The organism is Legionella qingyii (assembly GCF_003184185.1).
Genome location: NZ_QHJG01000001.1, coordinates 237,608 through 251,189, shown reverse-complemented (window position 1 = coordinate 251,189; position 13,582 = coordinate 237,608). Strand labels below are relative to the sequence as shown.

Genomic DNA, 13,582 nt, shown 5'->3' with positions numbered 1-13,582 from the left:
TACTCATTCGCCAAGTTTTTTGTTGCTAAAATCATGTTCAGATGCCCACTTTATCGATAAAAGTCCTGATTTAATGTCGCGATGAATACTTAAATAAGACCAATCTGAGGCACGTATTACACAAAATTATTGTCTATAATTCTATCATGTAAATCACATTCGATATAAATCATGACATTAGAAAAAGACGAAGAGCTTCGTAAAAAATCTTTAGCAGAATATGAAATATTACAATGGGAGCTTGAAGAAAAATTAAAAACAGCGATGAAGTTGCCCACCAACCTTCAAAAACTTCATAGTGCGCTTGAAGCGGCCAATAAAGCTGCCTATGATGCTTATATAAATACATATGACAGTAACAATGCCAAATCAGATGAAGCTTACGAAGAGTGTCTAAAAACCCAGGAAGCTCTGAGAGAAAAACATAAAGAAGATGGTGAACTGTATCAACAAGGAGAGATCAGCGAAGAAGAATACGACAAACGTCACCAAGAGTATATCGAAAACCATGAGCGCACCTATGAAAAGTATAAAGCGAGCAAGGAAGAAAACGATGAAGCAAGCAAAAAAGCCTATAGAGACTACAAAGAAATCTGTGAAAACAACAAGAAGAAAGTACAATCTGCTCAAGAGGCACAAAGGAACATGGAGGATAGTCCAAGTTTATCAGCACCGTCTGGAAGTGTAACAAATCCCGCCAAAAAAATAGGTGCTGCTTTGGATCAGTTGGCAGAGACTCAGAAACGATCTGCAAAAATTCAGAGCGAGAATACTGATGAACTTCTTAAAGCGTTCGATAAAAAATTGGGTTCAGACGATTGGTACAAACAAAACCCTCCCAAGAAAGATAAAGACGGTAATTTAAGTATGACTTTTAAATCAGATAAGGATATGACCGAATTTTTTCAAGACCACGCCAAAGAAGGAAACAGTTTTCTGATGGTTGATGAAAAAACCAATAAAGTCATTGCTTTTTCCAACGGTGATGGAAAACTTTATAAACCAGGGCCAGATGGTAGCAAACAAGAGTTTACCGGCGGTTCATTATTTCCGTCGGCGGAAGAATTAAAGAGTCTCCCGGAGCAGAAAGATTTTCAAATGCCACAAAAGCAAGAAGAATCAAACATGCAGCTTAACTGAGATTCTCTGCCCCCTAAATCCGGTCTATCAATGCCGTCCAACAGCCATGCCTCTTCTCGGTTGCAATATCATATACATAAAGCGCCTGTATTACCGGCATTTCATACAACACTCTAATTATATGGCGAGCTGTACCTCGTTCCGAAAAAATTGGTATCGCGTTCATCATGCCTAGATGTTGGTCGTTTGAAGAACTTAAAGCTCATTTTTTCTGGTTGAGGTGATGAAGCAGGACTTCCCCCAACATTCAAAGTGATATTTGAAAAGGCTTCTAGCCTGCTACGAAAACTAACTAGCTTATCGCTAGCACAACCTTTAAGCGAGCAAGTTTCGATTTATTTTGAAAGACACTAAAATCTTCGATGACTATTCCTTCCAGGTTAGAAAACTCTATAGCCATGAGCATGTCAAATATGTCTAAAAATTTCCCGTGTTGTAATTTAACTGCAGGATCCATGGTGTTGCCTGATTTTTTAGCAATCTGAAGCGCAATCATTAATCAAAATAGCATTATCTTGTACTTTGTTGACTGAGATTTGACCTACCTAGAGCGATTGTAGAATTTTCCGAGATTGTTTGTTGGGTCAAAACGACCCAACTGCTTGATTTATATTGATTAGTAAAATGATCGGCCAATAGCACGTGCCCTTGAATTATTAGGGTCATATTGTTCATCTATTTCAAGTGCAGTCGCTATTTCTTTAGCACGAACCTGAGAAGGTTTCGTACTATTTAACGGCTTAAAAAACAAGAGCGGGCTAGAGCTATGCACCGAACCATATGTTTCTACTTCTGTATTTTTATAAGAATAAGAGGTGATATTCGAGGATTTATAACCACATAAATCATTTAAACTGGAATTAGTCCTTGAAATAAACTCTGCTAAAGTCGTCTTTTCGGAGGCAGGTTCATTGTTTCTAGCATCGTAGATTACTCCCTCAAGCTGAAGTAAATTGCGTTGGTAATAATAGGTATAAGGAAATTTTAGCATATGTACCAAAGCAACGATAGGAAGGACCATTACAGTGGCAGCAGCGGCCATTGCGAATCTTAAAAATTGCAAACCAAATCCTATAGCAAGGGATATGTTTCTAATAATTGTGGCATCCTTCCTTTTTTCATTATCTGCGGCATATCTGAACGGATTGCCGTAGCACGGCTTCGTAGGTGCTCCGTAATTAATTAGAAAGTTAGATAATTGCGGGATCAGGGTAATATCAATTAATCCATGTTTCAAAATATTAGGATCGAACTCTTTTCCATCCAATTTTTCTAAAATCCCATAATTCCCGTACATTATTGCAAAAGTATCGCCAAGCCCTTCAAAAAAATTATTTTTTATAAATTTATTTAGTCTTATCCATGGGTACCAGCTGTTGATTTTCAGTGCATTGGTTTTAAAATCCTCATCGGCCATTAATCGCTCTGAAGCAGCAAAAAGAAAAACGGGATCTTTTCTTACTGCAAAACGGGTTACACTTTCATTGTCTCTCCATTTATCTAACGTATAGTTATAAGCCCAACCATTGAGCGCAATAGCGGCTAGCACGAAACTTTTTTTATTTTGTAGCTCAGGGGCGACATGAGCCATTGCGAAAGCACTTAATCGTATTACCTCTAGCATAAATTCTTCATTCGCCTTTAGCTCTTCAGGAGCATCCTTGATAAGCATAGGATCATTTTTAATTTTCTCTAATTCTTGTTGTTGAAACCCGTCTAACATAGCTTATAAACTTCTATAAATAACCAATTAGGCGCAAATTATACAGTTAGCTTGTTAAATGGTACAAATGAATTGTGTAATAAATAATTGTGGCCATAAATGGAGTCAAATAAGACTATGTTCAGGATTGATTGGCAGATGAGAACGTGTAATGTAGCGATAAAATGTGATTTATAACCTAGGAGATTTATCGCTACAATTCTATTATACCAATTGAACATTAAATTATTATTAATAGCCTGATACCGCTAAGGAATTCTATGCAAAGCGCTCAAACATTTATCTTAATTCACGGTGCATGGCATGCCTCTTGGTGTTGGAGGCCTATTGCAAAAGAGCTTTCCTTGAAAGGACATAAAGTACTCATGCCCAATTTGCCTGGTCATGGCGTACAAAATCAAATAAGCAGCTCAATTTGTTTTAATGACTACGTGCAAAGTGTTGTTGAATTAATTAAGCAACAACCCGAACAGGTTACATTAGTTGGCCATAGCATGGCTGGTTTAGTTATCGCGGCAGCTGCTGAGGTTATTCCTGATGCGATTCGTGAACTAATTTTTGTTGCAGCCTATGTTCCGAAAGACCAGAAATCGCTGTTTTCATTAGCACAAGAATCCGAATCGAACAACCTTACACCCTTTTTAATCATCGATGAAACATTGCAAGAAATTCGCCTTCAATCCTCATCGGATTTAGCCAATATTCTTTTTAACTGTTGCAGCCTAAAGGATGCTCAAAAAGCGATGGCTCGATTACAACCTCAACCCTTACGGCCATTTACCGAAACAGTCAATATTGGCAAACAATTTACTCGTATTTCGAAACGCTCTTTAGTTTGCCGGTATGATAAGGCCTTACTCCTAAGTGATCAGCTGCGTATGAGTAGAGAAGTTACCGATAATATTGTATATTTAGATGCCGATCATGCCGCTTATTATTCAGGTGTGAGGCAAATTGTAGATGAACTATTAAAATAAGAGAACTTGCTTTTATGCGTGAAAAAATTTTAAAAGAGAATAATGTTGCAACCACTTCCTTATTAGCAAATTATTGGAAAAAAGAGTCTAAATCTAAAGAAAATTGGCCGACATTAACACAAAAGCAGGGTACAAGAGAAAAGGATTTATTTAAAGATCCCCTAATGCAGAATTTTGCTAATGAGCAAGTTAAAGAAGAAGCCGAACAAAGGCTAGATAAAAGAATGTGGTTGCCATTAGCGACTAGAACCCGTTTTTTTAGACGTACCGTATCAGATGCGGTCAAAAACAAAGATGTAAAGCAGATCGTCATTTTAGGTAGCGGCTTTGATACCCTGCCGGTGCGTAAAATGAAATATACCCAGCAATTTGGAGCACGTTTTTTTGAAATAGATCAACCGCACATTTTAAAATGTAAGGAACAGATTTATTCCGAACAAAATATTAACAAAAATGCCACTTATATCGGCCTGGACTATGTTAAGGGTGATTTAATTGCCGAATTGACAAACAATGACATTGATTTCACAAAGCCAACTTTAATTTTATGGGAAGGAAATACATTCTACCTCGAAAAAGAGGATGTAATAAGAATTTTACGTGAGTTATCAAGCAAGTTTAGCCATTTAATCATTTCCTTCGACTACATGCATACTCTGATGCAAACAGGGGCACAGCAATTAGACTCATCTGCGAAAGAAAACTGTTTAGAAAAAACTTTAGATGAGTTTGCTACTAAAAAATCTCCTTTCAAAACATTTTTTGAACCAAATGAGATCGTTCTTCTATGCCAAAAACTTGGAATACAATGCATTGATCATAAAACAGCAGCCGAGTTAGCCAAAGAATACAAAGTGGATCAAGAACCATATTACACAGCTGAAACATACTCTATGATAACGTTTGAGCACAAATAAGTAATAGTTCATAACAAAAAATAGCTAATTAGTAACATTTGCTCACTGCATTACAATGTCGCCCCTGCCACAAAACCGATTTGAGGCTTTTTTCTCTTATCATATACCACCCAATCGTCGGGCCTTGCCCGACAAACATAAGACTCATGCCAGAGTACATCGGATTTTTTTATAATTTTATAAGAAATTGTTGGCCCAAGGCCCAACCTATGCATGTAAAATCAGTTGTATTTTGGAGTGTCAACATCCGTATGTTCTTCGTCATTAACTTTTATTTTCTCAAGCGCCTTTTTCCTTTGCATAAAGTTCTCTTTAGTTCTCAGAGTTTTTATCCAAGGTCTTTTTTTGATCAATTTAAGGTAAAGAGATAGACAAAACAGATTAAATAAAAACATTATGATATAATCATGACCATCACTTGTTTTTATATGTATTCTTGAGCGTAAAGCTATGCCTAACCCTATTCGTTATATTAATCCAACTTTATCTGAAAATATCCCTATTGTTATTGCACTTATAAATTCAGTATATGGAGCTAATCCAGGGTCATTAGACGCTTATGAAGTCTATTCTTTACCGACAACAGCTGGGGAAGAATCACGTTATGTACTCACTCTCCCAGTTCTTCAATTCGTTGCCGATCCATTAGTACGCTCTATTGTACCACCTAGACGTTTAGATATTTTTGAACCTAGTTCTGATGATAAAGGCTGCTTTGGCAACGTTTTCCCAGTTATCAAGTCAATCATTCCTCAAGGAGACAGAGGTGTTTTTGATGAATCAGGCTCTTATGTAGTAAAACAAATGCATACTAATCAAAATGCATTGAGTGATAAACCCAACAAACCGAACTGGTTGGTTCGCGTAGCGAATAAAGAACAATATCTAGGAAGTCAACATCCGACTTTGGGAATACGCTATGGCTTAATTAAAACTGAACAATTTTCTTACCTGCATATGAATCGTGCTCCTGGACGTACTCTTGATTTTTATGTGGATCAACTCTCTGGTGAGGAGTTTCTAAGTCTTGCTTGCACTTTGATAGAGGAGGTTCCTAAACAAATTCATCGAATAGTTACTGTCGGAAAACGTGAAGGTCGAACTATAATTCATTGTGATCTAAAGCCAGAAAACATTATGGCTCAATTAAATAAAAATGAAGATGATGGGCATAGTGAATGGACAATCACCGTAATTGACATGGGCTTAGCCAAAACAATAAAGAAAGATGAGCAATACTCGACCTTACAAAATTATGGCAATCGAATGGTATGGGATAGAGATATGCTACTTGCGAGTATGAATGGAATACCTAAGCACTATGATATTCAAAGTGATTTATATGCATTATTTGTCAGTATCGCTGAGCTAGCAGGAGCACCACATCGAGATGGTAGAAAAGCACTCGAACATGCAGAAAGTCCTGATTTTACAGGTATCTTCAGCGATATGGATTTTGAGCCAACACTCGAAGATCAATTAACAGATACACTTAGAAGTACACTTCATCCTAATAAAATGCAAAGAATGAAGCCTGAACAAGCTTTAGCAATTTTTCAAAATGCATTACATGCAGTTCGCGAAAATACAGCTGCCCCCCTCTTTGAAACACCAACCAAAAAGCAAAAGACAGACCAGAAAACAGCGGAGGACTTAAAAAAATGGATAGAGCAACCACTCGATGAGATAGTTAGGAAAAAGGAACAAGATACAGAAGAAGAAAATAGACAACCAAGAAAGACAACGCTGAAAATATGGCTTAATCAATTTAACGAATTACGTTCTGCTGCAAGCACCGAAGAAAACCAACGATTCAAAATGATGCTGTCTAACATCAAAAGTCTGGATATCAAAAGCACTTTTATTTTCGATCTGTTACATTTTAAGTTGTTTGAAGAGTACAACACTGATGCGTGTATTCGTCTCATCTTACGTCATGAACAACTCACTGCCGCTTTAAGAAAGCATTATCCTAAGCTTCCTGGCCTTTGGCAAATACGCTTTCAAATGCTGGGGCAGATAATTCCGTTACAATTGACGCAGAGTCAGGCTATAGCATGTACACAAATAGGACTTCTCAAACAAAATATTGCTGCGTTACTAGCGTTAGAAAGCAATGAGTCTGATCTTGAACTAGTCAAAGTAATGCGTCAGGAGCTAGAAAAACAATTGCAGTTGAATCCTAAAGTTTGGTACCAACAATTACCTCAATTTGCGCAATTGTTTAATAATCAATCTTACTGTCTTATTCAGTTAAATGCATTGACTAAACAATTGGCTCCGCATTTCTCTTGGAACAATGCTCTTCGACAGCAATCTATTAATTGGACTAATGATATCCTTAATAATGCCATGCAAGGGAAATTTCCTGAAAACTATGAGAAGTATTTTTCTTATTATCACACCATGATTGCATTACTCAATAGATATGTGAAGGATAGGGGCACTTTAACTTTTATGTATAATGTGCTTCCTGCTTTATCACAGTCAACTTTAAGTCAGACCGCAAATGATACCGCGATTCGACAACTGCAATTGATGGATCCCCAAACGATTATTATTCTGACTCAAAGATTAGAGTTACTTTTTTTAATGCATGATGTGTTTTGTCAATTAATGGATCCGAACAAGAAAGAGTATGATGCAATTATTCAGACAAATAATATCAAATTCAGCACTCTTATTGATCAATTTAATCAACAGAGCCTACAGCAAGAGGAATTGAAAGACCAATTAGACAATATATTCAATTCTTTTAAAGCACTTAATAAACTGCGTCTTTTCATACATAAGTGCTCTTCGCACTCAAATATTCAGAAGGCGATAGACATTTTATTAAAAAATAACTTTAAAATCGAAGAAATTGCGAAAATTGTGAACGATAATTATATAGAAATCAGCGCCGTGAAAAATCTAGATATAGGTTTAAATATCGTTCTTTATGAAGAGGCAAATCAATCATTGCAGGAATCCTCAACACGCAACGAGAAGCTTTTTGCCGAAATTACTCGGTATTTTGCTATGCCTGGGCGATACTTACCCCCTGCTCCGAAAATTTATACTCAAGCCCATTCCAAGCAAATGTTATTCCTGCCATCACCAAAAGAGGACTCAGATGAAATAACTACTCATGAAAATACCTACTCCATTTAAATTTGGATTTGCAAACCGTGACTAAGTCCTGTTTTGTCAGGAATTGAAACACATGTTGCCTTTCTTCAATTGGCAATTTTCGTATCGTTCCATTCAGCCATCGATGAAAGAGCGCTTGACTGCTTGGTTTAGATTTTGACAGCTCGCGTAGGAATGCCTCCTTTTCACCCCGCTCCTCTAAAAATTTAAAAAAACATGTGGATTCATGGATCATTACTCAAATGATTAGAGTTGAATTCAGATATTAAAAGCTCAAAATAATACCTCATACGGATATTCTGCTTATGGCATCAACTCATCTAATGGTTTTACTATTTGCTCCTCTGTAGTAGTTAATCTATGGGGACTAAAAAAACGTATACCAAACAAAATTCCAGGAACTACAAAAAGGATAGACGCAACAAAAACCAGCAGTCCTTTCATAATATCTTTGGGGATAGTGCTATGAGGCTTTGTCAAAATAGCTCTGTTGTCATTAATAATTGTACGAAATTCACTTAATCTATGGCTTATGCTTAATTCCTCGTCATTCAAGATTTTTTGTGCTTCTTCCAGAACTCTCTTTTTCTCCATAGCATCGGGATTGTTACATATTTTAGCTAAGGAATTTAAACGCTTAATTTGAGTTTCACAGCGCCTAGGAAGTTCCTTTATAAACTGTTCTTTCTCTTCCTCACTGTTCCTCTTCCCTTGACTAAAGTTTGACTGAGTTTGGAGATACTTAGCCTTCCCTACTGTTCCTTGAATAACAGGTGTAGACCGATTAACAGGAGCCTCAATTCGGACAGCATAGGGAATACTTACAGTTCGCTTTTCTTTCTCGTCGAATGATATTGGTTCTTGAAAGGACTCCACTCCATTGAACTCAACTTTTGCTTTATACCGATTTTCTTTGGAGCGCACAATTACGGTTGCTGCTCCTGTTAACTGCGGTACAGCTATCACACCTTCCGATGAAGAGCAGTGATTGACTCCAATTAAAGCAAACCATTTTCCAGGATGCTCTTTTGTTTCATTTTCTATAATTTCACTGGCAGTATAATTCATGCTTTTGAGGCGAAATGTGTCCTTAGTCCTTGCTGTTGGGGCACCAACATACTCCATATGGACTCTGGAATATTGTTCGGAATAGGTGTATTCTGTATCAATTCCTACCACACGTATACCACAGTGTTTGGCTGCCTTTACCAACTCTAAATAACTATTCTTTGTCGAATAACTACATTTATTGCATAGGCAATACAGATCATGAGCATTACAGTGTTTAAAGCATATGTCTAAACGAGATATACGAGTTTCCATCTTTTGCTGTTTCTTTGCGTTCCATGAAGAGTCAGGATCATAATCGTCAAGCTCTTGCTGGTCATCGTAATACAAATGTTCCAAGAATAAGGTGGTATAACCTGCCTCTTTCAATTTGTGCATATTTTGAATTAAAAAATTCTTAGGCGCATTATCAGTATGATCTTCCCCTACAATAAAATTTGTTTTTAACAAATCAGGAAGAGTGCCAAATGGTATTGAGCTTTTACTCTCAGAAGCAGAATAAAAAGCATTTAATTTTTCGTCAAAAGGGCCTGGCGCCCCATTTTTTGGATTTCCTGTTATATTCCGCACAAATTTTTTGTATTTGTTGTCTTTTGTTTGATCAGAGGAAGGTACAACATACTCATATGGCTGATACATAATAATTCCCTCTTTTAAAATCAAATTGGGTATTTATAAACCGAGAAACTTAGGAAAGTTTCATACTTATCTGACGCCTGAAAAGCTAAATTTATTTATCCTCAGATGAGGCACTACTTAATTGTTTCACTCGAATAAGAAAATTTAGTGTCTTTGTTCTATTTTTCATATTATTATTCAAATAGATCCCTATTGTGCCATATTTTATTCATTTTGATTTTTTTGAGAATATAGAAATTTGGAAAGTAATTGTTTCGAAATTAGGAATAGTGCAACAAATAATTATTTAACGATTTAAAACGGCCAGCTTCGCATCTCAAACAGTTTACAAAAATATAGAATAATTGTATTTTCCGCCGGGATTCTTACGATACGCGAATTGAATCGAATTATCCTATACGCCCGATGTAAAAGTTGATCAGAAAGCGTATACCTTTATTTACATTCAAGAGGTTTTTAATATGAAATTGTTTCGAATGATGTTGCTTGGCTTACTACTTTCCACGGCCCTAATCACTCAAGCTTCGGCTGCTCCGACAGAAGATTATGATTTCCAACAAGAGCGAATGAAGTTAACCCCTGATTCTGTAATGGTTATTTCGACATTTGATAGTCAAGATCATGTTACCGCATACACATATGCTGGAGTCCGTTTATGGAATGTTCCTTTTCACGCTAAAATATTATCATGGCAAATTGCAGGTGATTATGTTTTTATTTTTTCCAAAGACCGTAAAGGAACAAAAACTTATATTACCTGCCTTAATAGACATACTGGGGCCCCAATTTGGCAAAAGCCTTAGGCATATAAGGTCGGGCGCTTCGCCCGACGACCACACTTTGATTGAACACCCTGATTTATACGTAAACACACATCTAAAAATTTGAGACCATTCGGAGTGCATTTTTTAAGAGCAAGATCAGATAATCAGCATACGTTCCTCTGAAACCGATGAAACAATTACTGAGTCGATTTTAGTCTTAGTTTTTTCCTGATTGGGACGCATTTTCTATAACCAATTTTTGGGTAAAAGCACTGGGCTTTCTAGAAAATATAGCGAAACCAAATAAAAACAGGCTAAACAGAAATAAATACACTAAGTCCCAATATTGAGGCAAGATATGTTTGCCACCATAATTACCCAAATAAGAGAAAGTACCAAGACCCAAAAGATACAATATAAACCAAAGTGCATGTTTGCTATCAAGTTCTTGATGTGTGTTTTTTATATAGCAATAAAGAATGGTTCCCCCTAATCCCAGGATAGTAATCACCAAGAGCTTTCGCACACTGTGGAAACCCGCCCAATAAACGCCAACCGTGCAAACATAAAATCCGATAAAGGCAATAAGATTACAACCTTGCAAACGAAACGGCCTTTTATAGTTTGGTAATTGCTTGCGTAAACAAACAAGTGCTATCGGTCCTATGGAGTAGCTAACCATTAATATTGCCACGAGAAAAGCGGACATTTCCTGCCATCCATGTAGCACAAGCGACATTGTAGCAGCGAGTAAAAAATTTACTCCTAAACTAACCCAGGGCACTTGGTACTTATTTCGTTTGGCAAGAATTTTTGGTGTGCAAACAACTGAGCCCATACTGCTTAGCATATGAGATGCTGTCGTTGAATAAACCAAACCAGTTGAATAGGGCGATATAAACGCATCGACGTATAATAAAACACTTAACCAAAGCATACCGGCTAATGCAACTAGAGCTGCAAATGGTCCTGCGTCGCCGATAAACGATAAATTCACCCAGCCCTTTGCGAGCGAATGTTCACTGACACTACCAATAAAGGACCATTGTAATCCTGTGTAAAGTAATGTGGTAAAAAATAATGAACCACACAAAATCAGAGGAATGTATTGCCCTGGTTTTTCAAGTTCCCCCATCATGATAATCACTTGCCTAAATCCCAATAAGGAGAACAGTACACCGCCACTTGACATGGCGGTCATAATCCCCTGCCAACCATAGGGCATAAAACCACCATATTGAAAAAAATTATCTGGGTGATAACTCATGGTTACCAAGCATGCAATGGTAAGCGCGGGAATGATTATCTTCCAAGCAGTAAATGCTGCATTAATGCGGGCAAATAAACCAATACCGAAATAATTGAACAATACAAAACTCATTAACACCACTAAAGACAGTACATACCCTAAAGGTGTATTTCTATAGTACACACCATGATGGGTTACCAGGTTGGGAATATAATTACTGGCGTATTGAATGACGCCTTGAGTTTCAATTACTGGGAGGATGGCTAAGGAAAACCAGGTCATGCTGCTCATCATCGCGCTTGTTAAACGTCCATGAGTATATAAAGGTAAGCAAGCCAGACTATCGGACTGGGGAAACATCGTACCTAATTCGGCATAGGATAAGGCAACAGATAGTAGTAAAAAACCTGAAAGTGGCCAAGCTATAATGGCTGCCGGGCCAGCAAATTGCGCGGAGTATAAAGAACCAAATAACCAGCCTGAACCCACCATGCTGGTAATTGAAATCCAAAGTAAACTCAGGGGACTTAATTTTTTATTCATCTGATTTTTCCCATGTCCTTATGGTTTTGATGTAAGGCGAACAAATAATCAGAATCGCAGTAGCGATAAATAATTATATGACTTTGAATTGTAAACAGAAAAATCGTGATTACCAACCATGTGGGAATTAAGTTTTCATCAATGATTTTATACCTCAAGAACTAATTTTTTGGGACATCTTCAGTAAGGAGGTTGGGGCATTGGAATATAAATAGAGCAGATGCAGGCTGAGCTATTAAACTTGGAGGATTAGCTCCTCTAAATTTCACCCCCCCACAACTTGTAATGGCAGTTGTCACTATAAGTGGATCATTTGATATAGATTTACAAAACAGTCATATAGGTCTATACACTTTAAAAAGAGTTAAATTAAGAAAATTCAAATATGAATATGTTATCTTGTTTGAAAGGCTTTATTGCAACAGTTGATTGTAAAAGCTTCTCAAAAGCCTCTCAAAAATTATATATATCACCCTCTAAATTGAGCAAACAAATAACTTGGTTGGAGGGAGAACTAAAAGTTACCTTATTTATCCGCTCTACAACACGATTGATTGTGACTGAATCAGGGCATCGGCTGTATGAAAAGGCATTACGGCTTTTCGAGCAATTAGAATTAATCAAGAAAATTGCAACACCTGATCAAGTTGAATTAAAAGGTACAATTAAACTCTATCTTACCGTTACCCCGGCCATTCCCTATTTAACCTCATTATGTATTGAGTTTATGCGACAATATCCTAAGATTTATCTGGATATTAATGTGGGCTCTGATACAAAGGAGCTGTATTCTTCTGCCTTTGATCTGGCTATTTCATTCGAAGATCTGAAGCATTCAAAATTGGTTTGCAAAAAATTATTCTCGATCCAAAGAAATGTCTTTGCCTCACCAGGTTATATTGCCCAACATGGACTTCCTCAGACAATCGACGAGTTACCAAAACATAATTGTTTGATTAATTCGCTTTATGGCCTGCAAAATAAATGGGTTTTTAATAAAAAAATCATTCATGTCTCGGGAAATTTTAAAAGCAATAATGCAGGTGTCTTAAAACAGGCTGCTGTTGCAAATGTAGGGCTTTTGTGGGCGCCTTATTTTTCAGTTTATGAAGAAATAAAAAATGAGAAACTAATTCAAGTATTACCTCACGAGTCGTCACCTGATATTAATCTTTATGCAATTTCCCCAAAGTCCATAGCAGATGAACAAAAAATTAATTTACTTTTGAACTATTTTTGTGAAAAAGCTTTATCAGAAAAAATTGCAACCTCTTTTATTGATAAACATAATTTAAAAATAAATACAAATCCTGAAAATTAATAAGAGCACTTGTGTCAGGCTACAAGAGAATTAGCAAAACAAAGTATTTTCCAGTATAAATATATTCAATTGAACAAAGATCTTCTTCACTGGGTTGAACCTGAGCCAT

The 13,582-nt window shown here is 36.8% G+C and carries 10 protein-coding genes; 6 read left to right on the top strand and 4 right to left on the bottom strand.

Going from position 1 to position 13,582, the window contains the following annotated elements; translation table 11 throughout:
• Positions 1–171 precede the first annotated feature (171 nt).
• Positions 172–1,140, top strand: coding sequence for a hypothetical protein (locus tag DGG96_RS00875; RefSeq protein WP_110141130.1), 969 nt, complete (start codon positions 172–174; stop codon positions 1,138–1,140).
• 292 nt (positions 1,141–1,432) lie between these two features.
• Here DGG96_RS00875 and DGG96_RS00870 read toward each other — a convergent pair whose 3' ends face one another.
• Together DGG96_RS00870 and DGG96_RS00865 are read right to left on the bottom strand one after the other, a co-directional pair.
• Positions 1,433–1,636 carry a hypothetical protein gene (locus DGG96_RS00870; RefSeq protein ID WP_110141129.1) on the bottom strand — a complete coding sequence of 68 codons (204 nt, stop codon included), beginning with the start codon at positions 1,634–1,636 and terminating at the stop codon, positions 1,433–1,435.
• Between the two features lie 120 nt (positions 1,637–1,756).
• Complete coding sequence (locus DGG96_RS00865; RefSeq protein WP_110141128.1) at positions 1,757–2,863, bottom strand: DUF4116 domain-containing protein; 1,107 nt, start codon at positions 2,861–2,863, stop codon at positions 1,757–1,759.
• A 260-nt stretch (positions 2,864–3,123) separates the two neighbouring features.
• On the opposite strand from DGG96_RS00865, the gene DGG96_RS00860 reads away from it, so the two are divergent.
• From DGG96_RS00860 to DGG96_RS00850, 3 genes are all read left to right on the top strand, one after another.
• On the top strand, positions 3,124–3,840 hold the full coding sequence (locus DGG96_RS00860; protein ID WP_110141127.1) for an alpha/beta fold hydrolase: 717 nt from the start codon (positions 3,124–3,126) through the stop codon (positions 3,838–3,840).
• A gap of 14 nt (positions 3,841–3,854) precedes the next feature.
• The gene (locus DGG96_RS00855; RefSeq protein WP_110141126.1) at positions 3,855–4,757 is read left to right on the top strand and encodes a class I SAM-dependent methyltransferase; all 903 of its coding nucleotides are present in this window, start codon (positions 3,855–3,857) and stop codon (positions 4,755–4,757) included.
• Positions 4,758–5,207: 450 nt separating this feature from the next.
• Positions 5,208–7,910, top strand: a complete 2,703-nt coding sequence (locus DGG96_RS00850) for a protein kinase domain-containing protein (RefSeq protein ID WP_110141125.1) — start codon at positions 5,208–5,210, stop codon at positions 7,908–7,910.
• A 282-nt stretch (positions 7,911–8,192) separates the two neighbouring features.
• Here DGG96_RS00850 and DGG96_RS00845 read toward each other — a convergent pair whose 3' ends face one another.
• The gene (locus tag DGG96_RS00845) at positions 8,193–9,596 is read right to left on the bottom strand and encodes a membrane-targeted effector domain-containing toxin (RefSeq protein ID WP_110141124.1); all 1,404 of its coding nucleotides are present in this window, start codon (positions 9,594–9,596) and stop codon (positions 8,193–8,195) included.
• 461 nt (positions 9,597–10,057) lie between these two features.
• Here DGG96_RS00845 and DGG96_RS00840 point away from each other — a divergent pair, with 461 nt between their 5' ends.
• Positions 10,058–10,399 carry a hypothetical protein gene (locus DGG96_RS00840; protein WP_110141123.1) on the top strand — a complete coding sequence of 114 codons (342 nt, stop codon included), beginning with the start codon at positions 10,058–10,060 and terminating at the stop codon, positions 10,397–10,399.
• Between the two features lie 178 nt (positions 10,400–10,577).
• Here DGG96_RS00840 and DGG96_RS00835 read toward each other — a convergent pair whose 3' ends face one another.
• Positions 10,578–12,152, bottom strand: a complete 1,575-nt coding sequence (locus tag DGG96_RS00835) for an APC family permease (RefSeq protein ID WP_110141122.1) — start codon at positions 12,150–12,152, stop codon at positions 10,578–10,580.
• A 385-nt stretch (positions 12,153–12,537) separates the two neighbouring features.
• Between DGG96_RS00835 and DGG96_RS00830 the strand changes: the two genes are divergently transcribed.
• A complete protein-coding gene (locus DGG96_RS00830; RefSeq protein ID WP_110141121.1) occupies positions 12,538–13,473 on the top strand; it encodes a LysR family transcriptional regulator in 936 nt (311 codons plus the stop codon).
• The last annotated feature ends 109 nt before the right edge of the window (positions 13,474–13,582 follow it).